Origin of the sequence: Paramagnetospirillum magneticum AMB-1 (assembly GCF_000009985.1) — a bacterium.
GTDB classification, from domain to species: domain Bacteria; phylum Pseudomonadota; class Alphaproteobacteria; order Rhodospirillales; family Magnetospirillaceae; genus Phaeospirillum; species Phaeospirillum magneticum.
Map to the genome: position 1 here is coordinate 4,310,138 of NC_007626.1, position 22,717 is coordinate 4,332,854.

Annotated in this window: 20 protein-coding genes; 12 read left to right on the forward strand and 8 right to left on the reverse strand. The window is 66.3% G+C overall.

Annotated features, from left to right (window positions below):
• Positions 1-260: 260 nt before the first annotated feature.
• Both AMB_RS19735 and secA read left to right on the forward strand, forming a co-directional pair.
• The gene (locus tag AMB_RS19735; protein ID WP_011386253.1) at positions 261-2,588 is read left to right on the forward strand and encodes a methyl-accepting chemotaxis protein; all 2,328 of its coding nucleotides are present in this window, start codon (positions 261-263) and stop codon (positions 2,586-2,588) included.
• Between the two features lie 123 nt (positions 2,589-2,711).
• Positions 2,712-5,417, forward strand: a complete 2,706-nt coding sequence (secA, locus tag AMB_RS19740) for a preprotein translocase subunit SecA (protein WP_011386254.1) — start codon at positions 2,712-2,714, stop codon at positions 5,415-5,417.
• A 215-nt stretch (positions 5,418-5,632) separates the two neighbouring features.
• Here secA and AMB_RS19745 read toward each other — a convergent pair whose 3' ends face one another.
• From AMB_RS19745 to AMB_RS19765, 5 genes are all read right to left on the reverse strand, one after another.
• Positions 5,633-7,321 carry a methyl-accepting chemotaxis protein gene (locus AMB_RS19745; protein WP_011386255.1) on the reverse strand — a complete coding sequence of 563 codons (1,689 nt, stop codon included), beginning with the start codon at positions 7,319-7,321 and terminating at the stop codon, positions 5,633-5,635.
• A 186-nt stretch (positions 7,322-7,507) separates the two neighbouring features.
• Entirely contained in the window at positions 7,508-8,386 is an 879-nt protein-coding gene (locus AMB_RS19750) for a 3-hydroxybutyryl-CoA dehydrogenase (protein WP_011386256.1), read from the reverse strand.
• Between the two features lie 48 nt (positions 8,387-8,434).
• Positions 8,435-9,370: an electron transfer flavoprotein subunit alpha/FixB family protein gene (locus AMB_RS19755; RefSeq protein WP_011386257.1), complete on the reverse strand. Its 936-nt coding sequence runs from the start codon at positions 9,368-9,370 to the stop codon at positions 8,435-8,437.
• Between the two features lie 139 nt (positions 9,371-9,509).
• The gene (locus tag AMB_RS19760) at positions 9,510-10,259 is read right to left on the reverse strand and encodes an electron transfer flavoprotein subunit beta/FixA family protein (protein WP_011386258.1); all 750 of its coding nucleotides are present in this window, start codon (positions 10,257-10,259) and stop codon (positions 9,510-9,512) included.
• Between the two features lie 99 nt (positions 10,260-10,358).
• A complete protein-coding gene (locus AMB_RS19765; protein WP_011386259.1) occupies positions 10,359-10,925 on the reverse strand; it encodes a cob(I)yrinic acid a,c-diamide adenosyltransferase in 567 nt (188 codons plus the stop codon).
• Between the two features lie 98 nt (positions 10,926-11,023).
• On the opposite strand from AMB_RS19765, the gene lptG reads away from it, so the two are divergent.
• The 4 genes from lptG (at position 11,024) to AMB_RS19785 (ending at position 14,066) form a co-directional block, all read left to right on the forward strand.
• Complete coding sequence (gene lptG / locus AMB_RS19770; RefSeq protein ID WP_011386260.1) at positions 11,024-12,127, forward strand: LPS export ABC transporter permease LptG; 1,104 nt, start codon at positions 11,024-11,026, stop codon at positions 12,125-12,127.
• Positions 12,128-12,138: 11 nt separating this feature from the next.
• Positions 12,139-12,849, forward strand: a complete 711-nt coding sequence (locus AMB_RS19775) for a phosphatase PAP2 family protein (protein ID WP_231848904.1) — start codon at positions 12,139-12,141, stop codon at positions 12,847-12,849.
• Between the two features lie 126 nt (positions 12,850-12,975).
• The gene (locus tag AMB_RS26845; RefSeq protein ID WP_011386262.1) at positions 12,976-13,578 is read left to right on the forward strand and encodes a cold-shock protein; all 603 of its coding nucleotides are present in this window, start codon (positions 12,976-12,978) and stop codon (positions 13,576-13,578) included.
• Between the two features lie 290 nt (positions 13,579-13,868).
• Entirely contained in the window at positions 13,869-14,066 is a 198-nt protein-coding gene (locus AMB_RS19785; RefSeq protein ID WP_011386263.1) for a hypothetical protein, read from the forward strand.
• 153 nt (positions 14,067-14,219) lie between these two features.
• Here AMB_RS19785 and AMB_RS19790 read toward each other — a convergent pair whose 3' ends face one another.
• Positions 14,220-15,050: an SDR family oxidoreductase gene (locus tag AMB_RS19790; protein ID WP_011386264.1), complete on the reverse strand. Its 831-nt coding sequence runs from the start codon at positions 15,048-15,050 to the stop codon at positions 14,220-14,222.
• A gap of 46 nt (positions 15,051-15,096) precedes the next feature.
• Here AMB_RS19790 and AMB_RS19795 point away from each other — a divergent pair, with 46 nt between their 5' ends.
• Together AMB_RS19795 and AMB_RS19800 are read left to right on the forward strand one after the other, a co-directional pair.
• Positions 15,097-15,846 carry a tetratricopeptide repeat protein gene (locus tag AMB_RS19795; protein WP_011386265.1) on the forward strand — a complete coding sequence of 250 codons (750 nt, stop codon included), beginning with the start codon at positions 15,097-15,099 and terminating at the stop codon, positions 15,844-15,846.
• 135 nt (positions 15,847-15,981) lie between these two features.
• Positions 15,982-16,464 (forward strand): Hcp family type VI secretion system effector, encoded by a 483-nt coding sequence (locus AMB_RS19800; protein WP_011386266.1) that lies wholly within the window; start codon positions 15,982-15,984, stop codon positions 16,462-16,464.
• A gap of 71 nt (positions 16,465-16,535) precedes the next feature.
• Here AMB_RS19800 and AMB_RS19805 read toward each other — a convergent pair whose 3' ends face one another.
• Positions 16,536-16,817: a BolA family protein gene (locus AMB_RS19805; RefSeq protein WP_043745342.1), complete on the reverse strand. Its 282-nt coding sequence runs from the start codon at positions 16,815-16,817 to the stop codon at positions 16,536-16,538.
• 127 nt (positions 16,818-16,944) lie between these two features.
• On the opposite strand from AMB_RS19805, the gene AMB_RS19810 reads away from it, so the two are divergent.
• The 4 genes from AMB_RS19810 to AMB_RS19825 are packed head-to-tail and all read left to right on the forward strand — an operon-like array spanning position 16,945 to position 22,105.
• Positions 16,945-17,529: a J domain-containing protein gene (locus AMB_RS19810; protein ID WP_011386268.1), complete on the forward strand. Its 585-nt coding sequence runs from the start codon at positions 16,945-16,947 to the stop codon at positions 17,527-17,529.
• Positions 17,530-17,551: 22 nt separating this feature from the next.
• The gene (gene cobS / locus AMB_RS19815; protein ID WP_011386269.1) at positions 17,552-18,553 is read left to right on the forward strand and encodes a cobaltochelatase subunit CobS; all 1,002 of its coding nucleotides are present in this window, start codon (positions 17,552-17,554) and stop codon (positions 18,551-18,553) included.
• A gap of 16 nt (positions 18,554-18,569) precedes the next feature.
• Positions 18,570-20,459 (forward strand): cobaltochelatase subunit CobT, encoded by a 1,890-nt coding sequence (cobT, locus tag AMB_RS19820; RefSeq protein ID WP_011386270.1) that lies wholly within the window; start codon positions 18,570-18,572, stop codon positions 20,457-20,459.
• Positions 20,460-20,461: 2 nt separating this feature from the next.
• Positions 20,462-22,105: a sensor histidine kinase gene (locus AMB_RS19825; protein ID WP_011386271.1), complete on the forward strand. Its 1,644-nt coding sequence runs from the start codon at positions 20,462-20,464 to the stop codon at positions 22,103-22,105.
• Positions 22,106-22,163: 58 nt separating this feature from the next.
• On the opposite strand, the gene mog is transcribed toward AMB_RS19825, so the two are convergent.
• On the reverse strand, positions 22,164-22,700 hold the full coding sequence (gene mog, locus AMB_RS19830) for a molybdopterin adenylyltransferase (RefSeq protein ID WP_043745345.1): 537 nt from the start codon (positions 22,698-22,700) through the stop codon (positions 22,164-22,166).
• Positions 22,701-22,717 lie beyond the last annotated feature (17 nt).

The window sequence follows — 22,717 nt, forward strand, 5'->3', positions numbered from 1 at the left end:
GACCTTATAGCGCACCCCGGCGTGCGCCCCAAGCCCCTGTGGACTCCATTCGACCCGAACCAAACACTCATTGCTAATATGAGTACATCCATATTAAATGATGTAGCGGCTCGTTCTTGGGGATACCTGCCGCCAATAAATCACTTTCGGCGTGCACACGCGCGGCGAACCTGAGGGGGTCGGGCGGCTCTCGGGCGCTGCCCGTTGCCTCCAGGGCCGGTCGAGGTGACTGACGTCTTTCAGGGGAAGGAACAGGATCGATGGGTTTTGGCATCGCCGCGCGCTTCGGCGCCGCATTGGTCGCCATGTCGGTGGGCACCGCCGCGACCATGGGATGGTTCAGCAACAACCACGCGGTCACGCTGATCGAGCAGGCGGAACAACGGGAGCTGATGGGGCGCTTCGAGCAATTGTCGGACGCCATCGGCGGCTCGGCCGATCAGGCGCAAGCCATGGCCGCCCTGGTGGCCAATCTGCCGGGAATTCCCCATCTGGTGGCCACGGGAAGCCGCGACGCGCTGGCGGCGCAGATGGTGCCGGTGTTCAAGGCCATGGCGCAGCCCTTCGGCATCGAGCAGTTCCAGTTCCACACTCCGCCCGCCACCTCGTTCCTGCGCGCCCACTCTCCGGCCAAGTTCGGCGACGACCTTTCGGCCATTCGCCAGACCGTGGTGGAAACCAATGCCACCCAAAAACCGACCCATGGCCTGGAATATGGCGTGGCCGGACTGGGCGTCCGCGGCCTGATGCCGCTGTTCGACGAGGGCCGGCACATCGGGTCGGTGGAGTTCGGCCTCTCCTTCGGCCCGCCTTTCTTCACGGAATTCAAGAAGTCGTTCGGCGTCGATGTGGCCCTGCATGTCAAGGCCAAGGACCAGTTCAAGGTCTTCGCCGGCACCATCGCCCAGTCGGCGCTGGAGCCCGCCGAGATCGCCGCCGCCCTGGGCGGCCGCGACATCATCAAGGCGGTGGAGGACGGCAAGGGCGGCCGCACCGCCGTACTGGGCCGGGCGGTGAAGGATTACAGCGGCAAGCCGCTGGGCGTAGCCGAGATCGCCATGGACGCCAGCCACTACGCCGCCCAGCTGGCCGAGGCCCGGCGGACCATGGCCGGACTGATTCTTGGCGCCATCCTGGTGTCGATCGTCCTGAGCGTGCTGCTCAGCCGGACCATCACCCGGCCGGTCCTGGCCATGAGCGCCGCCATGGACCGCATCGCCAAGCGGGACTTCGCCGTGGACATCCACGGCCTCGACCGCAACGACGAGATCGGCCACATGGCCCGCGCCGTCGAAGTGGTGCAAAAGGAGGTGGAGCGCACCGCCGAACTGGAAGTGGCGCAGCAGCGCAACCTCGTCGAGCTGGAGAAGGGGCAGAAATCCCTGAAGGACGGCATGCAACTCCAGTTGGAGGGCATCGTCGAAGCCGCCATGCAGAGCAACGAGGCCGGCGTGGTGCTGGCCCGCATGTCGGGGTCGGTGCGCCGCGCCTCCGAGCAAAGCCAGTCCATCGCCAGCGCCATCGAGCAACTTGTGGCGTCGGTGGGCACCATCGCCCAGTCCTCGGAAATCGCTGCGGGGGAGGCCTCGGACGCCGAGGCCGCCGCCAAGGAGGGCGTCTCGGCCACCGCCGCCGCCCGCCGGGCCATGGACGGGTTGCTGGAAGCGGTGTCCGACGTGGGCGGCAAGATCGAGGCCCTGTCCAACGCCTCCGACCAGATCGCCGCCATCATCGACCAGATCGAGGCCATCGCCGGCCAGACCAACCTGCTGGCGCTGAACGCCACCATCGAGGCGGCGCGGGCGGGCGAGGCGGGCAAGGGCTTTGCCGTGGTGGCGGGCGAGGTCAAGACCCTGGCCAACCAGACCGCCAAGGCCACCGTGGACATCCGTGCCCGCATCGAAGGCCTGGTCAGCGACATGAACGGCGCCCGCGCCTCCATGGAACGCTCGCGGGGCGCCGCCAATGACGGCATGGCCGCCGTGGGCCAGGTCACCGGCGGCCTGGAGGCCATCGCCGGGCGCATCGATGGCGTGACGCGGCGCATGCACGACATCGCCGGCATCCTCAGCCAGCAGAACGCCGCCGCCACTGAGGTCTCCTCGGCCACCGGCGAGATCGCCTCGCTGTCCGAGCACAATCTGGAGGAAATCGCCCAGGTCCTGGGCGCCATGACCGAGGCCGCCTCGGTTCTCGACCGCCGGGCTGAGGATTTCGCCAAGCTGGGCACCTCGGAGACCCTGCTGCAGGTGGCCAAGAATGACCATATCCGCTTCAAGCGCTCCATCATCGACCGCATCATGGGCCGCAACGACCTGACTCCGGACAGGCTGGCCGATCACCACACCTGCCGCCTGGGCAAGTGGTACGACACCCTGAAGGACGACCGCCTGACCGGCCTGGGCGCCTATGGCCGCCTGCTCGATCCCCATCAGCGTGTCCACGCCCACGGCAAGCGGGCCTTGGAACTCCACGCCCGGGGCGAGACCCTGGCCGCCATGGCCGAGGTCGATCTGCTCAACCAAGCCTCGCACGAGGTTTTGACCCTGCTGGAGGAAATGGCCCAGGCCCTTCGTGCCGCCGCCTAAAAACCGGCCTTTAAAGGACCTGAAACCGGCCCGCAACATTGACAGATGGCGGGCCGGCCTCTATCTCTTGCCGGTCGCGATAGGCCCCTTCGGGGGTCCGCTCACTTATCTTGGGGAAGCTTCATGTTCGGCGCCCTTGCCCGGCGGATCTTCGGAACCGCCAACGACCGTGTACTCAAGCCGCTGAAGAAGCATGTCGAGGCGGTCAACGCCTTGGAACCTGCCTTCGAGAAGCTCTCCGACGACGAGCTGCGCGCCAAGACCGCCGAGTTCCGCGCCCGGCTGGAGTCCGGCACCGAACTGAACGACCTGATGGCCGAGGCTTTCGCCACGGTGCGCGAGGCCGCCAAGCGCACGCTGGGCCAGCGCCACTTCGACGTCCAACTGCTGGGCGGCATGGTGCTGCATCAGGGCCGCATCTCGGAAATGAAGACCGGTGAAGGCAAGACCCTGGTCGCCACGCTTCCGGTCTACCTCAACGCGCTCACCGCCAAGGGCGTGCACGTGGTCACCGTCAACGACTATCTGGCCAAGCGCGATTCCGAGTGGATGGGCCAGGTCTACCGCTTCCTCGGCCTGACCGTCGGCGTCATCGTCCACGGCATGGATGACCTGGAGCGCCAGCAGGCCTATGCCTGCGACGTGACCTATGGCACCAACAACGAGCTGGGCTTCGACTATCTGCGCGACAACATGAAGTTCCGCCTGGAAGAGATGGTCCAGCGGCCCTTCAACTACGCCATCGTCGACGAGGTCGACTCCATCCTGGTGGACGAGGCGCGCACGCCGCTGATCATCTCGGGGCCCACCGAGGACAATTCCGACCTCTACCGCCTGGTGGACAAGCTGATGCCGTCCCTGGTGGCCGAGGACTTCGAGAAGGACGAGAAGGTGCGCGCCGTAACGCTCACCGACCGCGGCACCGAGCACGTGGAAGAGATGCTGCGCACCGCCGACCTGATGAAGGGGACGCTGTACGACATCGGCAACGTCTCCCTGGTCCATCACGTCAACCAGGCGCTGCGCGCCCACAAGCTATTCACCCGCGACGTGGACTACATCGTCAAGAATGACAAGGTCATCATCATCGACGAGTTCACCGGCCGCATGATGGAAGGCCGCCGCTATTCCGAGGGCCTGCATCAGGCCCTGGAGGCCAAGGAAGGCGTGACCATCCAGAACGAGAACCAGACCCTGGCCTCGATCACCTTCCAGAACTATTTCCGCCTGTACCCCAAGCTGGCCGGCATGACCGGCACCGCCATGACCGAGGCCGGCGAATTCGCCGAGATCTACAACCTCGAAGTGGTCGAGATTCCCACTAATCTGGCGGTCAGCCGCACCGACCACGATGACGAGGTCTATCGCACCGCCAAGGAAAAGTACGAAGCCATCGTCACCCTGATCGAGGAATGCCGTGGCCGCATGCAGCCGGTCCTGGTGGGCACCACCTCCATCGAGAAGTCCGAGCTGCTCTCGGACATGCTGAAGAAGAAGAAGATCCCGCACCAGGTGCTGAACGCCCGCTATCACGAGCAGGAAGCCTATATCGTCGCCCAGGCCGGCGTGCCCGGCGGCGTCACCATCGCCACCAACATGGCCGGTCGTGGCACCGACATTCAGTTGGGCGGCAACCTGGACATGCGCACCAGGATGGAGCTGGCCGACGTCACCGACCCGGCCGAGCGCGTCAAGCGCATTGAGGGCCTGAAGGCCGAAATCGAGGTCAACAAGCAGAAGGTGCGCGAGTCCGGCGGCCTTTACGTGGTCGGTTCCGAGCGCCACGAATCCCGGCGCATCGACAACCAGCTGCGCGGCCGCTCGGGCCGCCAGGGCGATCCCGGCGCCTCCAAGTTCTTCCTGTCGCTGGAAGACGACCTGATGCGCATCTTCGGCTCGCAGCGCATGGACGGCATGCTGCAGAAGCTGGGGCTCAAGGACGGCGAGGCCATCGTCCATCCCTGGATCAACAAGGCCCTGGAAAAGGCCCAGCAGAAGGTCGAGGCCCGCAACTTCGACATCCGCAAGAACCTGCTGAAGTTCGACGACGTGATGAACGACCAGCGCAAGGTCATCTACGAGCAGCGTAAGGACCTGATGAGCGCCGACGACGTCTCGGAAGAGATCGTCGCCTTCCGCCACGAGGTCATCGCCGAGATGGTCGCCCGCTGCATCCCCGAGCGCGCCTATGCCGACCAGTGGGATGTGGCGGCCCTGCACGAGGAGGTTCTGCGCGTTTTCAACCTGGACCTGCCCATCGCCGAATGGGGCAAGGAAGAAGGCATCGCCGACCAGGAAATCCGCGACCGCATCACCGACCATGCCGACCGCAAGGCGGCGGCCAAGGTGGCCGAATACACCCCCGACACCATGCGCATGGTGGAAAAGAGCCTGCTGCTGCAGATCCTCGATCAGGCGTGGAAGGAGCACCTGCTGCAGCTCGACCACCTGCGTCAGGGCATCTCCCTGCGCGCCTACGCCCAGCGCGATCCGCTGAACGAGTACAAGCGCGAAGCCTTCAACATGTTCGAGCAGATGCTGCTCGACCTGCGCGAGCGCGTCACCTCGGTGCTGGCCCATGTCCAGCTCCGCTTCTCCAGCGAGGAGGAGGCCGAGCAGGCCCTGGAGCCCCAGCGCCCCGCCCGCACCCAGGAAACCCGCGAGGACCCCGCCTTCTCCTCAGGCGGCAGCGGGGCCCCCTTCGCCCTGGCTCAGCGCAACACCGCCGTCGACCCCAACGACCCGGCCACCTGGGCCGCCACGCCGCGCAACGCCCCCTGCCCCTGCGGCTCGGGCAAGAAGTTCAAGCACTGCCACGGGGCGGCTTAGGGTATCAATTCGGGGGCTTTTGCCCCCGATCCCCCGCTCAGGGCGCGATCCCCCGGTCCCTCTTTGATTTTATGAATAAACAAAAAGAGGTTTGGAGACATGGTCTCCAAGCGGGGTCGGGGCGGCAGCCCCGCCTGGCCCGGATCAAAGGCCTTAAACCTGCACCGTCGCGGCGCTCAGGATGACGACGCGCCCCACATTTGACGCTCAGTGTCCTAGCTGGCCCGGACCTTGGCCACGAAATCCTGCACGATCCGGCGCAGGGTATGCGCCTCGGCCGCCAGTTCGGTGGCAGAGGCCAGGACCGTGGCCGAGGCCTGACCGGTATCGCGCGCCGCCGAGGTGACGCCGGCGATATTGCCCGACACCGATTGGGTGCCCTGGGCCGCCTCCTCCACGTTGCGGGCGATTTCCCGCGTGGCCGCGCCCTGCTCCTCCACCGCCGAGGCAATGGCGGCGGAAATCTCGTCGATCCGGCCGATGGTGGTTCCGACCCCACGGATGGCATCCACCGCCCGCCCCGTCTCAGCCTGCACCGAAGCGATCTGCTGCGAGATCTCGTCGGTGGCCCGCGCCGTCTGATTGGCCAGGTTCTTCACTTCGCCCGCCACCACGGCGAAGCCCTTGCCCGCCTCGCCCGCCCGGGCCGCCTCGATGGTGGCATTCAGCGCCAGCAGGTTGGTCTGGGCGGCAATATCGGTGATCATGGTGACCACTTCGCCGATCCGCTTGGTGGCCTCGGACAGGCCGTGAACGATGGTGTTGGCCTGGGCCGCCTCGTCCACGGCGTCGCGGGCGACGCGGGCGGATTCCGAGACCTGCCGGCCGATCTCGGCGACCGAAGCCGCCAATTCCTCGGTGGCGGCGGCAACGGTCTCCACATTGGCGGCGGCATGCTCCGAGGCGCCGGCCACCTCTTCCGCCCGGACGGCGACCTGCTCGGACAGAGTGGACAGCGCCTGGGCCGTGTGCTCCATCTCGGCCGAGGCCCCGGCCACCTTGTCCACCACGACCGAAACGCCGCTTTCGAAGTCAGCGGCCAGGGACTTCATTTCCTGATGATGCCGACTTTCGGCCAGACGCTTGTTCTCCTGCGCCTCCGCCTCCAGCCGGCCTTTTTCCAGCGCATTGAGCTTGAACACCTGGACGGCGCGGGCGATTTCCCCAACCTCGTCGCCGCGATCCTGCCCGGTCACCTCCACCTGGGTGTCATTGGCGGCCAGACGCCCCATGACCGCGATGATGCGGTGAATGGGCCGGGCCACCGAGCGGCCGATCAGCGCCGACAGGGCGAAGCCGAGAACCAGACCAAGTCCGACCAGGCCAAGACTGGCGCTCCGATCGCGGTCGTAGTTCTGCTCGCCCTCGGCGAACATGGTGGCGGCTTCCCGGCTCTGGAAATCCAGCAATTTGCGCAAGGGGGTGGCCGCCTCACGGAATTTATCCACCCCCTTGCCGCCCACCAGATCGGCAAGGACGCCGTTGGCTTCGCCGGCGGCGATGCGCGCCCAACTCTCCTGTATAAAGCCCTGGTAGCTCTTGATGCCGGTCTCTGCCTCCCGGGCCAGGGCGGCTTCCTCCGGCGACAGGCGGCTGGCGGCATACGCATTCCAGGTCTTGTTCAGATCGGCGAGCTGCTTGACGTATTCATCGCGCAGCGCCGCAATGCGGGCGGAATCGGTTTCCATAGCCGCGCCGATCACGCGGACGCGGATGCGGTGCAGGGCATCCACGGTTCCCGAAAGATGGATCAACGCCGGGGTCGTATCTTCCGTCACCGCCCGAAAGCCGTCGTGCATGCGGCTCATACCCAGGATACCGAAGCCGCTGGTGGCGGTCAGGAGCAGCAGCATCAGGACAGTCATGGCCTGAAGCTTGCGGGTGATCGTCCAATGAAAACTCATGGCTCACCTTTGATATACTTCTTTTGGACTGCAGCACCCGAACCAGCCCTATCATAGCTGGGCGCCACATCTCCATACCTATAATAATAGTGGTGTATAAAACATGAAGTTCCATAGGCCGCCGCCAAACGAAAAAGGGCGGGAGGCCATGGCCTCCCGCCCTGCGTTCCGTCCGGAACCGCTGATTTAGCGGGTCGGAACCGGGGTCTCGCCGGTGTAATCGTAGAAGCCGCGGCCGGTCTTGCGGCCCAGCCAGCCGGCCTCCACATACTTCACCAGCAGCGGGCAGGGGCGATACTTGGTGTCGGCGAGGCCCTCGTGCAGGACCTGCATCACCGCCAGACAGGTGTCCAGACCGATGAAGTCGGCCAGTTCCAGCGGACCCATGGGGTGGTTGGCGCCCAGCTTCATGGCGGTATCGATGCTGGCCACCGAGCCGACGCCCTCGTACAGGGTGTAGACGGCTTCGTTGATCATGGGCAGCAGGATGCGGTTGACGATGAAGGCCGGGAAGTCCTCGGCGGCCACTGCCTTCTTGCCCAGCTTCTGGGTCATCTCGGTCACCAGGGAGAAGGTCTCCTCGCTGGTGGCGATGCCGCGGATCAATTCCACCAGCTTCATGACCGGCACCGGGTTCATGAAGTGCATGCCCATGAACTTGGCGGGACGGTCGGTGGCGGCACCCAGGCGGGTGATGGACAGCGACGAGGTGTTGGACGCGATATGGGCCTCGGGCTTCAGCACCGGGCAGAGCTGGGCGAAGATGGCCCGCTTGATCTTCTCATCCTCGGTGGCGGCCTCGATGACCAGATCGCTATCCGAGAAATCGGCATAGGCGGTGGTGGTCTTGATGTGACCGAGCGTGGCAGCTTTTTCGGCCTCGGTCAGCTTGCCCTTGGAAAGGGCGCGGTCCAGGTTCTTGGTGATGGTGCCAAGACCCTTCTTCAGGGCCTCCTCGCTGACGTCGAGCAGGATAACGTCGAAACCGGCGGCAGCGCAGACTTGGGCGATACCATTGCCCATCTGGCCCGCGCCGATAACACCGATCTTATTGATAGCAGTCATTATGAGGCTCCCGGATACTATGGCTTCAGCCGTAGGGCAGGTTGACGGTTACTTGTTGAGTTCGGAGGCCAGCTCCGGCAACACCTTGAAGAGATCCGCGACCAGACCGTAATCGGCGACCTGGAAGATGGGGGCCTCTTCGTCCTTGTTGATGGCGACGATGACCTTGGAGTCCTTCATGCCGGCCAGGTGCTGGATGGCGCCCGAGATGCCGACGGCGATGTAGAGGTCGGGGGCGACGATCTTGCCGGTCTGGCCCACCTGGAAGTCGTTGGGCACGAAGCCGGCGTCCACGGCGGCGCGCGAGGCACCGACTGCGGCGCCCAGCTTGTCGGCCACGGCTTCCAGCAGGTGGAAGTTGTCGCCCGACTGCATGCCGCGACCGCCCGAGATGATGATCCGGGCCGAGGTCAGTTCCGGACGCTCGGACTTGGACAGCTGGCTGCCGACGAAGGACGACAGGGCCGGATCGGCGGCGGCCGACACGGCTTCCACCGACGCGGAGCCGCCCTCGGCCTTGGCGGCCTCAAAGCCGGTGCCGCGCACGGTGATCACCTTGACCGCGTCCTTGGACTGCACGGTGGCCAGGGCGTTGCCGGCATAGATCGGCCGCACGAAGGTATCGGGCGACACCACGGCGGTGATCTCGGAGATCTGCGCCACGTCCAGCAGGGCGGCGACGCGGGGCGCCACGTTCTTGCCCCCCGTGGTGGCCGGCGCCAGGATGTGGGAATAGGACCCGGCAAGGCTCACCACCAGGGCGGCCAGCGGCTCGGCCAGATGGTTGGCGTAAAGGGCGGCGTCGGCCGACAGCACCTTGGCGACGCCCGCCACCTTGGCGGCGGCCTCGGCCACCGCGCCGATGCCCGAGCCGGCCACCAGCACATGCACGTCGCCGCCGATCTTGGAAGCGGCGGAAACGGTGTTCAGCGTGGCGGATTTGAGAGCGCCGCCTTCATGTTCCGCGATAACCAGAATGGTCATGTCTTTTCGTTCCTTGTCCTGGCCACGTCGGGGCTTCCGCCCCGCACCCCGACCGGGGAAGACCCCGGACCCCTTTTGAATTCAAAGGGGGTTTGGGGCATCGCCCCAAATGGGTCCGGGCAATCGCCCGGTCGTGCCGTCAGATCACCTTGGCTTCGTTCTTCAGCTTGTCGACCAGGGCGGCCACGTCGGCCACCTTGATGCCGGCGCTGCGCTTGGGCGGCTCGGCCACCGACAGCGTCACTAGGCGCGGCGCCACGTCGACGCCCAGATCGGCCGGCGACACCGTGTCGATGGGCTTCTTCTTGGCCTTCATGATGTTGGGCAGCGAGGCATAGCGCGGCTCGTTGAGGCGCAGGTCGGTGGTCACCACCGCCGGCAGCTTCAGCGACACCGTCTCCAGCCCGCCGTCCACCTCGCGGGTGACGGTGATGGCATCGGCGCCGATCTCCACCTTGCTGGCGAAGGTGCCCTGGGCACAGCCCAGCAGCGCCGCCAGCATCTGGCCGGTCTGGTTGGAATCGTCGTCGATGGCCTGCTTGCCCAGGATGATCAGCCCGGGAGCCTCCTTGGCCACCAGCGCCTTCAAGACCTTGGCCACGCCCAGGGGCTGGACCTCGTCATCGGTCTGGACCAGCACGCCGCGGTCGGCGCCCATGGCCAGCGCCGTGCGCAGCGTCTCCGACGCGGCGGCCGGGCCGATGGAGACCACCACCACTTCCGTGGCCTTGCCCGCTTCCTTGAGGCGAACCGCCTCCTCAACCGCGATCTCGTCGAACGGGTTCATGGAGAACTTCACGTTCTGGGTCTCGACGCCCGAACCGTCCGACTTCACCCGAATCTTCACGTTGTAATCGATCACACGCTTGATCGCGACCAGGATTTTCATCGTGTCTTCAACCCCTTAGACCCCAGAGCGGCCCATTAATCGGCATCGCCGGGCGGAATTTGCTATTGCATTGCACAATATGACGGGAGTTCAGGGATGTCAACGCGCACCCCCCGGCACCCACAGGACGTCTTCAGCCCCGTTGCCGTTGGCGACGCGGGCCAGGACGAACAGCAGATCCGACAGGCGATTGGCGTAGATGATCGCCTGGGGATTGACCGCCTCGACATCGGACAGGGCGACCATCAGGCGCTCGGCGCGGCGCACCACCGTGCGGGCGTGGTGCAGATGGGCGGCGAGCGGCGAGCCGGCGGGCAGGATGAACGAGGCGAGCGGCGCCAGGGACTCATTGGCCGCATCAATCTCGGCCTCCAGGCGATCCACCTGGGATTGGACGACGCGCAGGCGCGTCCCGGGGACCTCGTCGGCGGCGGCGGGAGTGCAAAGGTCCGCGCCCAGGTCGAACAGGTCGTTCTGCACCCTTTGCAGCAGCGCCATCATCGCGCCCTCGGCGTGCAGGCGGGCCAGGCCGACGACCGCATTGGCCTCGTCCACCGTGCCGTAGGCCTCAACCCGAAGATCGTGCTTGCCCACCCGGGTGCCGTCGCCCAGTGAGGTCTTGCCCTTGTCGCCCGACCGGGTATAGATGCGCGTCAGGGTCACCATCGCCGTCTTTCCTTTTCCAAGCCGAAAAGGTTTATGACACGGAGACGGGCGAAACCTCTATACTCGGCTTTCCTCGGACCACACCGAATTCGGGCATCATGCGCTTATCCCCCATCATGAGCGGCTATATCGGGCGGCAATTCGCCTCGGCCTTCGCCACCGTCCTGCTGGTGATTCTGGGGATCATCCTGCTGTTCGACGTGATCGAGCTGATCCGCCGCGCCGCCGGACGGCCGGAACTGGGCATCACCCCCATTCTGCTGATGGCGTTCTTCAAGCTGCCGCAGATGCTGCATACCATCCTGCCCTTCGCGGTGATGATCGGCTCCATGGTGTGCTTCTGGCGCCTGACCCGCACCCATGAACTGGTGGTGGCCCGCGCCGCCGGCATTTCCGTCTGGCAGTTCATCACGCCGGTGCTGGCCGTGGCCGGAATTTTCGGCATCTTCGAGATCACCACCTTCAACCCCATGGCCGCCGCCATGTACGGCCGCTATGAACGTCTGCAGGACGAATTGCTGGCGACCAAGGCCAGCGCCTTCGACATTTCAGAGGTGGGGCTGTGGCTGCGCGAGCCCCACGAGAACGGCGAGATGGTGGTCCACTCCGAGACGGTGCGCCAGGATGGGCTGGTCCTCCACATCCGCGATGCGCATTTCTTCCTGTACGACCGGCCCGACCACTTCCACCAGCGCATTTCCGCCGAATCCGCCACCCTGGTGGACGGCGCCTTCGAGGTGCGGCGGGCCTGGGTGATGGAAGGCGGCAAGCCCTCGGTCTTCAAGGAACAGATGCACATTCCCACCCAACTGACCCTGGACCGCATCCACGATAATTTCGCGTCGCCGGAAACCCTGTCCTTCTGGCAATTGCCCGGCTTCATCCGGTTCTTCGAGCGAGCGGGCTTCACCGCCAACAAGCATCGTCTGTATCTGCAGTCGCTGCTGGCCTCACCGGTGCTCTATTGCGGCATGGTCCTGATGGCGGCGGTGTTTTCGTTGCGACCCAACACCCGGTCCGGCGGCCTGCTGGCCCGCATCGGCGCCGGCGTGGCCGCCGGTTTCGCCGTCTACTTCTTTTCCAAGGTGATCTATGCCCTGGGCCTGTCGGCGACCCTGCCCCAGACTCTGGCGGCCTGGACGCCGCCGCTGTTCGCCGGACTGATCGGCTTGTCAGGACTGTTCCATCTCGAGGACGGCTGATGGGGTCAGCCGTGTTCCGCAATCCCTGGACCTGGGTCCTTGCCGCCCTGGTGCCGCTGACGCTGTTTCCCCAGATCGACCTTGCCGCCTCGGCGCTGTTCTTCGACGCCCAGGCGCGCGGCTTTCCCTTTCGCGTTCACCCCATCGGCGAATTCGCCCGCAAGATTCTGCCCATCTTCCTGTTCACCGCCGCCGGGCTGATCGCCCTGGCCGGAGCGGCGGCGGCGATTCTCAAGCGTCCGGTGGCGGGCATCCGGCCGCCCATGGCGCTGCTGGTAGTGGGCTCCCTGGCGCTGGGGCCGGGCCTGGTGGTCAATGTCATTCTCAAGGATTACTGGGGGCGGGCGCGCCCCTCGACCATCGCCGAATTCAACGCCGGCCACCAGCCCGACCGCCGCTACACCCCGCCGCTGATTATCTCCGACCAGTGCCCCGACAATTGCTCTTTCCCATCGGGCCACGCCGCCCTGGGCTTTTGGACCGTATCGCTGGCCCTGATCGCCCCGCCCCGCCGCCGCCGCGCCGCCTTTGCCGCCGCCCTGGCCTTCGGGCTGGCCATGGGAGCGGTCAGAATCGCTCAAGGCGGGCATTTTCTGTCGGATGTCGCCTATTCGGGCGCAATCGTCGTCGGCCTGACCATGGGGTTGTACCGGATTATTCGCCGCCACGACCGCAGTGCAGCACAAAAAAATAATTATCAGGAGCCCTTGCGCGGCCCGTAACCCCCTATGCGGGCGCCTGATTCTCAGGTAATGATATAGCTTCAGGCTGACCTTGGCGCGCTGAGCCGGGCGGAATGCCCTCGCGTGGGTGCGGGGGATTTTGTTTACTTACGACGAGAATGACACATGGCATGGAACCGAGATAATCATGGCAGGGGCGAGCGCGGACGCGGTCGTCGGGACGACTTTGGCGAGCCGGCTTTCGACCCGCGTCCTTCGCGGCCGATGGCGCCCAGCTCCTTTGACCGTCAGATGGTCAGTCAGGCGAACGTCAGCGCCACTGTGAAGTGGTTCAATGCCTCGAAGGGCTTCGGCTTCGTCGCCCCGTCCGACGGCAGCCCCGACGCTTTCCTGCACATTTCCGCTCTCGAGCGCGCCGGCCTGACCCAGGTCGCCGAAGGCGCGACCCTGGTGGTCGACCTGGGCGCCGGGCAGCGTGGCCCGCAGGTGGTGATGGTCCATGAAGTGGACAGCACCACCGCCACCCCGCGCGCCCCGCGCCGGGAAGAGCGCGGCCCGACCGAGACCGTGGAGGGCGTGGTCAAGTTCTTCTCCGCCGAGAAGGGCTTTGGCTTCGTCGCTTGCGATCAGGGCGGCAAGGACGTGTTCGTGCACGTGAAGGCGCTGGAGCGCTCCGGGATCAAGACCCTGGAATCCGGTCAGCGCGTCCGCGTCACCACCACCCTGGGGCTGAAGGGCCCGCAGGCGGATACCGTCGCGATCATCTAGGTCGTAGGACCCAGGCCCTCCCCTCTCGGCGGGGGGCCTGGAACGACCCGGATGAATTTTTGTTGACCTGAATTCTGCATTCTGGTACCACAATGCTCATTACTGCTTTGTCTCCCTGACATTGGGCGGGACGCGGCGATGAGCCGGGTCCCGCCACTTTTTTGCCCGCCCCGGAATTCGGGGCCTGGGACGCGCCGGGCGGGCGATGCTGCATTGCACAAAATCCTATCGCATTCCGCCCCCGATTCGGTGCAGACTAGCCGTCAGGCAATGCATGCCGAGGAACGAGAATGCTGGGACCCGCGGAACTTCGCGAAATTTACGACTGCCTCAAGGGCATGGGACTGGAGCCAGTGCGCGTCGCCGATGGCCGCAGCCCCTACCTCAACCCCGCCTTCGCCGCCGGCATGGCGATGACCAAGGCCGTGCGCGGCAAAGCCGCCACCCTGCCCGCCAAGACCACCCCCGAGCCGACCGAGACCAAGTAAGACCTGGGTGCGGGAGTCTCTGTTGGGCACTCGCCCAAACCCATCCGGGGCATGCCCCGGCCCCCCTTTTATTTTCAAAACCAGGGGAGGTTTGGAGGCTCGCCTCCAACCGGGGCTAAGGGGCGGGAGCCCCGCCTCGCCGTGCCGACGCCGTCATAGACAGCTTTTCAGCCCCTCGCGATAGGTCGGGTATTTCAGCCGGACGCCCAGGTCGCGCTTCATCCGGGCGTTGTCGACGCGCTTGTTGTCGGCATAGAAGCTGAGCGCCATGGGCGACAGGGTCGCCTCGGCCTGCTCCCACGGAATTTCCGGCGGCGGTTCGAGGCCCAGCAGGGCGCAGGCGTGGGCGATGACCTCCTGGGGCGGGGCGGCGTCATCGTCGCACAGATTGTAGATCGCCCCGGGATCGGGACGCCCCAGCGAGGCCAGAATCGCGGCGGCGATGTCCTCCACATGGATCCGACTGAACACCTGGCCCGGCTTGACCACGCGACGCGCCTGCCCGGCCCGCACGGTGTCCACCGCCGAACGGCCGGGGCCGTAAATTCCCGCCAGCCGGAAGATATGCGCCCCCCTCTCTCGCCACTGGGTTTCGGCGGCCAGACGACGGCGCGAGCGGTCCAGGCCGGGATTGGGCGGCGTCGCCTCGTCCACCCAGGCACCGCCATGATCGCCGTAGACGCCGGTGGTGGAGAGATAGCCGAGCCAGGCGGGAGCCGCCGCGCGGATGGCGTCGGCCATCAGGTCGAGCACGGGGTCGCCGCGATCATCGGGCGGCACCGAGGACAGCACCGCCTCGACTCCGTCCAGACAGCCGGCCGGCAGACGATGGTCGCGGTCGAAGGGCAGAACCTGGACCCCGGGACAGTCCGCCGCCTCGCCCGAGCGGGTGGTGGCCATCACCTCCCAGCCCGCCTCGACCAGCCCGCGGGCGATCACCCGGCCGGAAAAGCCCAGCCCGAACAGGAAAAATCGCTTGGCCATCTGTCTTTCCTTGCACCGCCCGCACAATTGGAGAGACTACGCCCCCATGAGACTACGCACCATCCCCCTGCTGCTGCCCCTGCTGTGGCTTCCCGCCCCGGCTCCGGCCGAGACCATCAATCCCAAGATGGAATACCGCACCTGCCTGACCCTGGCCCGCGCCAAGCCCGAGGACGGGTGGGAGGAAGCCATCGCCTGGGGCTCGCTGGGCGGCGGCGAGCCGGCGCGGCACTGCGCGGCGGTGGCGCTGATCGGCCTGGGCAAGTACGAAGAGGCCGCCAAACGCCTGGAAGCCCTGGCCGGCATCAGCCGCCGCGAGGAATCGCTGCGCGCCGAGATGCTGGCCCAGGCGGGACAGGCCTGGTTGCTGGCGGGCAAGCCGCAGCTGGCACTGGCCGACCAGGACACGGCGCTGAAGCTGGTGCCGGGCCACCCCGAGCTGATGCTGGACAAGGCGGTCACCCTGGCCTCGGTCGGCCATTACGCCGAAGTGGTCGACGTGCTGTCGGCCCTGCTCAAGGTGCAGCCCAACCGCATCGAGGCCATGGTGCTGCGGGCCGTGGCCTACCGCTATCTGGACAAGCTGGCCCTGGCCAAGGATGACCTGGCCCGCGCCCTAATCCTGGACCAGTCCTTTCCCGATGCCCTGCTGGAACGAGGCATGATCCGCCGCCTGGAAGACGATCAGGCCGGCGCCCGCGAGGATTGGATGAAGACCATCGCCGCCGCGCCGGAAAGTGCCGCCGCCGACACGGCCCGGCGCAACCTGGAGATCATGGACGTCAAGGTGAAATAGATTACCTCGGATTGTATACGTAAAAATTGTCGATTCAACTGAGTGCAATTAGCGCATTGCCGTCAATCTTTGGCAGCAATACCCTTACCCCATGAAGCAAGGGGGCGCGGCCTCCTGAAAAGTGGGGAGGACGACATGGCGCAGAATTTCTTTCTCAGGCTCGCGGATATCGACGGCGAGTGCCAGATCACGGGTCACGCGAAGGAGATTCAGGCGCTGTCCTGGAGCCACTCCTTCAACCAGCCCACCAGCCCGACCCGCTCGGCCGGCGGCACGGTGGAGCAGGCCAATCACGCCGATTTCAGCTTCACCAAATACACCGACGCGGCCTCGGTGCCCATGCTGAAGCGATGCTGGAGCGGCAAGCCCATCGCCACGGCGGTGTTCACCGCCTGCCGCTCGGATGGCGACGCCCTGGTGGAATACCTGAAGGTGGAAATGAGCAACGCGATCATTTCCAACGTCTCGCTGGGCGGCGGCGCCGGGGACATGCCGGTCGAGACCGTGACCCTGTCCTACAGCGCGGTCCGGTACACCTACGCCTTCCAGGCGACGCCCGGCAGCCGGACGACGCCGTTGTCGAGCAAGCACGACATCGCCCTGATGAAGGTGGAGTAGCGCCCCCGGCTCGGAGCACGCCGCGTCGACAGGTTGGGGAAAACCTCACTTCGGGGGCTTTCCGCAGCCAGCTAAAGCCGCCGGGCGTCCTCGTCCGGAGTCATCAGGGTCAGCGCCATGGCGTGCACGCGCCCGGCCAGCTCCTCGGCCAGCAGGGCGTTGACCTTGCGGTGGCGCTCGACGCGGCTGACGCCTTCGAAGGCCGCCGAGACGATGGTCACGGTGAAATGGCTTTCCCCGTCCGGATGATGGCCGGCATGGCCGGCGTGCCGGTGGGAATCATCGGCCACCACCAGCCGCGTCGGCTTCAGCGCGTCTTCGATCTTCTGCGTCATGATCTCGGCCACCAGCATTCCCGTAATCCCTCTCGTGAAATCGAACCCTCCCCAATTGGGGCCAAAGGGGCCCGGCGTCAAGAGGAGGTTCCGACAGCCCATATGCGCCGCTCACGCCTTGCCTTGGCGCGGGCGAGCCTCCATTATGACCGGTGCCATGAAAGCGACCAACGCCCGCAGATCCTGGCGGCCGGCCTTCGGCCCCTCCCCGGCGCAACCGGCCACCCGCCGTTGCGACCATCCCGGCTGCGCGCTCGAAGCCGAATATCGCGCCCCCCAGGCCCGCGACCGACTGACCGATTACTACTGGTTCTGCCTGAACCATGTGCGCGAGTACAATCTGGCCTGGAACTACTACGCCGGCATGGGCGCCGAGGAGATCGAGGCCGAACTGCGCAAGGACACCACCTGGCAGCGCCCCACCTGGCCGCTGGGCATCCAGGGCGCCAAGCGCAAATTCGCCTATACCATCCACGACCCCTTCGAGGTTTTCGAGGACGCCGCCACCGAGGAGGCGCGGCCCAAGGCCCGCGTCGCCACGCCCGAGGAAGAGGCCATGGCGGTTCTCGAACTGACTCCGCCGCTCACCGCCGACATGCTGAAGGCCCGCTACAAGGAACTGGTCAAGCAGCATCATCCCGACGCCAACAATGGCGACAAGGACGCCGAAGAGCGCTTCAAGCGCATCAACCACGCCTACAACACCTTAAAGCTCAGCCTGAGCCAGTAAGCAGCCCCCCAAGGACGAGAGTATGACCTCCAAGATCCAAAGCCCGCTTGCCTCCGACCATCCCCTGGCCATGCCCGATACCGAGATCTCCGCCCGCGAGGTGTTCGGCATCGACCTCGACATGAAGGTTCCCGCCTTCTCGGTAGGCAGCGAGCACGTGCCCGACGTGGACCCGGCCTACCGCTTCGACCCGGACACCACCAAGGCCATCCTGGCCGGCTTCGCCTTCAACCGCCGCGTCATGGTCCAGGGCTATCACGGCACCGGCAAGTCCACCCATATCGAGCAGGTGGCGGCACGGCTCAACTGGCCCTGCATCCGCGTCAACCTGGACAGCCATGTCAGCCGCATCGACCTGATCGGCAAGGACGCCATCGTGGTCAAGGACGGCAAGCAGATCACCGAATTCCGCGAAGGCATGCTGCCCTGGGCCTTGCAGCACCCCTGCGCCCTGGTGTTCGACGAATACGACGCCGGCCGCCCCGACGTGATGTTCGTGATTCAGCGCGTGCTGGAAGTGGAAGGCCGCCTGACCCTTCTGGACCAGAACCGGGTGATCCGGCCCCACGCCGCCTTCCGCCTGTTCGCCACCGCCAACACCGTGGGCCTGGGCGACACCACCGGCCTCTATCACGGCACCCAGCAGATCAACCAGGGCCAGATGGACCGTTGGAACATCGTCGCCACCCTGAACTATCTGGCCCATGACGACGAATGCTCCATCGTGGTGGCCAAGCTCAAGGATTACGACAGCCCCGAGGGCCGCGACCTGGTGTCCAAGATGGTGATGCTGGCCGACCTGACCCGCCAGGGCTTCATGAACGGCGACATCTCCACGGTGATGAGCCCGCGCACGGTGATCACCTGGGCCGAGAACGCCCGCATCTTCGGTGACCATTCCTATGCCTTCCGCGTGACCTTCCTCAACAAGTGCGACGAGGTCGAACGGCCGATCCTGGCCGAGTACTACCAGCGCTGCTTCGGCACCGACCTGCCCGACGGTCCCGCCCGCATGCTGGCTTAAAGGAGCGGACCAGATCGTGTCACAGAACGCGACGGCCAAGGATAGCGGCAGGGGCGAAAGCATCGGCGAGACCATCCGCCGCGCCACCGCCGCGACCTTGAAGGCCATGTCGGGCCACGCGGACCTGGACGTCGGCTATGCCGCCGGAAACGGCAGCGTGCGCGGCACCGAGATCCGGCTGCCGGCGCCACCGCGCAACATCTTGCCGTCGGACCTGGCCCGCCTGCGCGGCACCGCCGACGCCGTCGCGCTCCGGCTGCGCTATCACGACGACACGGTGCATGTGCGGCGCATGCCGCAACTGCCCGAGGCCCGCAAGATCTACGACATGGTCGAGCAGGCCCGGGTCGAGGCCCTGGGCGCCCGCCTGATGCCCGGTGCCGCCGCCAACATCGCCGAGGTGCTGGAGGTCAAGGCCCGCGCCGAGGGGCTCGACCGCGCCGTCAAGCGCGAGCAGGTGGCCCTGGCCGACGCCATGCGCTTCATCGCCCGCGAGATCTTCGCCGGGCTGGAACCGCCGCCCTCGGCCCGCCCGGCCGTCGACCTATGGCGCGACGAGGTCCGGGCCAAGGCCGGTCCGACGCTGGACGCTCTCAAGGATCTCCTGCGCGACCAGGAGGCCTTTGCCAAGGGCCTGCACAGGCTGCTGAGCGACCTGGATTTCGGCACCGATCAGGCCTCCGAAGCCGAGGACTCCGAGAATTCCGAGCAAAGCGGCCAGGAGCAGGACGCCCAGGGCGCCGGCCAGGAAAAGGAAGGCGAGCAGGAGGGCCAGGGACCGCAGCAGGAAGGCGACACCCAGGCGCCGGGCTCGAGCGAGGGCAGCGGCGAGGACGACGGCACCGATTCCGGCGAGGAGATGATGCTGACCGGCTCGGGCACCGAGGAACCGGGCGGCCCCTCCAAGCAAGCCCAGGAACAGCTGTCCAATTCCGCCGCCTTCCAGGACCGGCCCTACAAGCCCTACACCACCCAATACGACCAGATCGTCACCGCCGAGGATCTGTGCGAGCCCGAGGAGCTGAACCGCCTGCGGCGCCAGCTGGACCAGCAACTGACCCACCTGCAGGGCGTGGTCGCCAAGCTGGCCAACCGCCTGCAGCGCAAGCTGATGGCCCAGCAGACCCGCAATTGGGATTTCGACCTGGAGGAGGGCATGCTCGACACCGGGCGCCTGGCCCGCATCGTCGCCAATCCCATGCACTCGCTGTCCTTCAAGATCGAGAAGGAAACCAATTTCCGCGACACGGTGGTCAGCCTGCTGATCGACAATTCCGGCTCCATGCGCGGGCGGCCCATCACCGTGGCGGCCATGAGCGCCGATCTGCTGGCCCGCACCCTGGAGCGCTGCGGCGTCAAGGTGGAGGTCCTGGGCTTCACCACCAGGGCGTGGAAGGGCGGCTCGGCCCGCGAGAAGTGGCAGGCCGAGGGCAAGCCGACCAATCCCGGCCGCCTCAACGATCTGCGCCACATCGTCTACAAGGCGGCCGACGCCCCCTGGCGCCGGGTGCGGCGCAATCTGGGGCTGATGCTGCGCGAAGGCATCCTGAAGGAGAACATCGACGGCGAAGCCCTGATGTGGGCCCATGACCGCCTGATCTCGCGCTCGGAACAGCGGCGCATCCTGATGGTGATCTCGGACGGGGCGCCGGTGGACGATTCCACCTTGTCGGCCAATCCCGGCAACACCCTGGAAAAGCACCTGCGCGACGTCATCGCCTTCATCGAGAACCGCTCGCCGGTGGAACTGGTGGCCATCGGCATCGGCCATGACGTCACCCGCTATTACCGGCGCGCCGTCACCATCATGGATGCCGAGGACCTGGGCGGCACCATGATGCGCCAGCTGACCGCCCTGTTCGACGACGAGGCCGAGCCCGCGGGCGGCCGCCGCCGGGCAAGATGATCATGAACGGCGGCCGCGTGGATATCTCGCAATCCAGCCGCCTGGACAAGCCGTCCGAAGCCGTTCAGTCGTCGCGGCTGCCTCGGCCCCGGCTGCTGCTGGCCATGATCGTGGCCATCGCCGTGCTGGGCGGCATGGCCGGGCTGGCGACGCTGACCTGGTTCGATCACCAGGCGACCCTGGACGACTGGAGCGCCAATCTCCGGCTGTCGGCCCATCTGGTGGAATCCCATACCCGCGCCGCCCACGGCACCGTCCACGCCCATCTCGGCACGGTGATCGGCCGGGTGGGAGGCAAGCCCCTGGCCGCGCTACGCTCGTCGCGCCAGGACCGGGACTGGCTGGAGACCTTGCTGACCGAATTGCCCCACGGGGTTGCCATCGCCATTCACGACGAGCGGGGCGACCCGGTACTGGTGACCGACCGCCTTGGCCTTTTTTCCGCCAACGCCAGTCACCGCGACTATTTCATCCTGGCCATGGGGCAGCCCGGACGCACGGTGATGAGCGCCGTGGTCCCCGGACGCGGCGATCAGGGGCGGGCCATCATCTTCAGCCGTGCCATCCTCGACGCCGCCGGACGCCCGCAGGGCGTCGCGGAAATCGCGCTGAAAACCGACTATTTCATCGAGTTCTACCGGAGTCTGCAGTCAGAGCCGGGGGCCATCTTCCTGGTGTCGCGCCTGGACGGCGGGCTGGTCGCCCGCTATCCCCTGCCAGACGCCACCTTCACCCGCTTCGACACCTCGAAACACCCCTTTACGGAATTCGCCAAGGGGCAGTCCGGCATCTACCGCTCCACCTCGGTGGTTGACGGCATCGAACGGCTGGTGGCCTACCGCAACCTCGCCGACCTGGAGATGGTTGTCACCTCGGGTATCCCGACCAAGGTGGTGTTCCGCGAATGGACGGTGCGCAGCCGACGCAATGCGCTGCTGTTCGTCACCGCCATGGTGCTGATGCTGGTGCTGGCCGCCATCACCAGCGAAAGCCTGAGACACGAGGCCCGGCTGCTGGCCACCGGAGAGCGCCGCACCCGCGACCTGACCACCGCCCTGGCGGAAAAGGACGTTCTGTTCCAGGAGGTCCATCACCGGGTTAAGAACAATCTTCAGGTCATCTCCAGCCTGTTGACCATGCAATCGCTGCACGTCACCGACGAGAAGGTGAAGGAGACCCTGAAGGACGCCCTGGACCGCATCCATTCCATGGGCCTGGTGCACCAGACCCTCTACGAGCGCAATCTGGCCTCCAACGTGGACCTGGGCACCTATTTCGGCAAGCTGGCCGAGGCCCTGGCCGGGTCCTATGCCTCGTCACCGGGCGGCGTCACCGTCGAGGTCGAGGTGGAGGGCACCCTGGACCTGGAGCGCGCCGTGCCGCTGGGCATGCTGGCCAACGAGGTGCTGTCCAACGCCATGAAGCACGCCTTCTCCGACGGACGGCGCGGCACCATCTGGGTGACCCTGGTGCGCGAGGCGGGCGAGTGGCACTTCACGGTGCGCGACAACGGCGTGGGCATGCCCGACAAGCCGGGACGCGGCATCGGCATCGGCCTGATCCGCGCCCTGTCGCGCCAGCTGGGCGGCCGCTCCCACATCTTCGTCGACGAGGGCACGGTGGTCTCGGTCACCTTCCCGGCGTAACCTTTCGGGAAAAGTGGGCTTGGGGCGGCCCGGCGCCCACTTTTCGACTCTTTGTGTTCTATTTCTTGGGCCGGAACGCCTTGCACACCGCCGGGTCGGTATCGATGAAGGCGCCGCCGATCAGGTCGATGCAATAGGGCACAGCCGGCATCACCGCGTTCAGGCAATCGGCGATGGCCGAGGGCTTGCCCGGCAGGTTGATGATCAGGCTGTGGCCCCGAATGCCCGCCGTCTGGCGCGACAGGATGGCGGTGGGGACCACCTTCAGGCTTTCGGTGCGCATCAGCTCGCCGAAGCCCGGCATCATCTTGTCGCATACGGCCTCGGTGGCCTCGGGCGTCACGTCGCGGGGCGCCGGGCCGGTGCCGCCGGTGGTGACGATCAGCGAACAGCCCTCCACGTCGGCCAGTTCCTTCAAGGTCGCCTCGATCACCGCCTGCTCGTCCTCGATGACCCGCGCCACCGGCCGCCAGGGCGTGGACAGGAAGCGGGTCATCTCGGCGACGATGGCCGGGCCGCCCTTGTCCTCGTAGATCCCCCGGCTGGCGCGGTCCGAGATGGTGACGACCCCGATGGGGACGGGCTGTTCGGTCATGGCGTCTTTCTCCTGGA

Bases quoted from the DNA above. Each gene is read 5' to 3' on its own strand.
- AMB_RS19735 (WP_011386253.1), top strand. From the start codon at position 261: ATGGGTTTTGGCATCGCCGCGCGCTTCGGCGCCGCATTGGTCGCCATG.
- secA (WP_011386254.1), top strand. From the start codon at position 2,712: ATGTTCGGCGCCCTTGCCCGGCGGATCTTCGGAACCGCCAACGACCGT.
- AMB_RS19745 (WP_011386255.1), bottom strand. From the start codon at position 7,321: ATGAGTTTTCATTGGACGATCACCCGCAAGCTTCAGGCCATGACTGTC.
- AMB_RS19750 (WP_011386256.1), bottom strand. From the start codon at position 8,386: ATGACTGCTATCAATAAGATCGGTGTTATCGGCGCGGGCCAGATGGGC.
- AMB_RS19755 (WP_011386257.1), bottom strand. From the start codon at position 9,370: ATGACCATTCTGGTTATCGCGGAACATGAAGGCGGCGCTCTCAAATCC.
- AMB_RS19760 (WP_011386258.1), bottom strand. From the start codon at position 10,259: ATGAAAATCCTGGTCGCGATCAAGCGTGTGATCGATTACAACGTGAAG.
- AMB_RS19765 (WP_011386259.1), bottom strand. From the start codon at position 10,925: ATGGTGACCCTGACGCGCATCTATACCCGGTCGGGCGACAAGGGCAAG.
- lptG (WP_011386260.1), top strand. From the start codon at position 11,024: ATGCGCTTATCCCCCATCATGAGCGGCTATATCGGGCGGCAATTCGCC.
- AMB_RS26845 (WP_011386262.1), top strand. From the start codon at position 12,976: ATGGCATGGAACCGAGATAATCATGGCAGGGGCGAGCGCGGACGCGGT.
- AMB_RS19785 (WP_011386263.1), top strand. From the start codon at position 13,869: ATGCTGGGACCCGCGGAACTTCGCGAAATTTACGACTGCCTCAAGGGC.
- AMB_RS19790 (WP_011386264.1), bottom strand. From the start codon at position 15,050: ATGGCCAAGCGATTTTTCCTGTTCGGGCTGGGCTTTTCCGGCCGGGTG.
- AMB_RS19795 (WP_011386265.1), top strand. From the start codon at position 15,097: ATGAGACTACGCACCATCCCCCTGCTGCTGCCCCTGCTGTGGCTTCCC.
- AMB_RS19800 (WP_011386266.1), top strand. From the start codon at position 15,982: ATGGCGCAGAATTTCTTTCTCAGGCTCGCGGATATCGACGGCGAGTGC.
- AMB_RS19805 (WP_043745342.1), bottom strand. From the start codon at position 16,817: ATGCTGGTGGCCGAGATCATGACGCAGAAGATCGAAGACGCGCTGAAG.
- AMB_RS19810 (WP_011386268.1), top strand. From the start codon at position 16,945: ATGACCGGTGCCATGAAAGCGACCAACGCCCGCAGATCCTGGCGGCCG.
- cobS (WP_011386269.1), top strand. From the start codon at position 17,552: ATGACCTCCAAGATCCAAAGCCCGCTTGCCTCCGACCATCCCCTGGCC.
- AMB_RS19825 (WP_011386271.1), top strand. From the start codon at position 20,462: ATGAACGGCGGCCGCGTGGATATCTCGCAATCCAGCCGCCTGGACAAG.
- mog (WP_043745345.1), bottom strand. From the start codon at position 22,700: ATGACCGAACAGCCCGTCCCCATCGGGGTCGTCACCATCTCGGACCGC.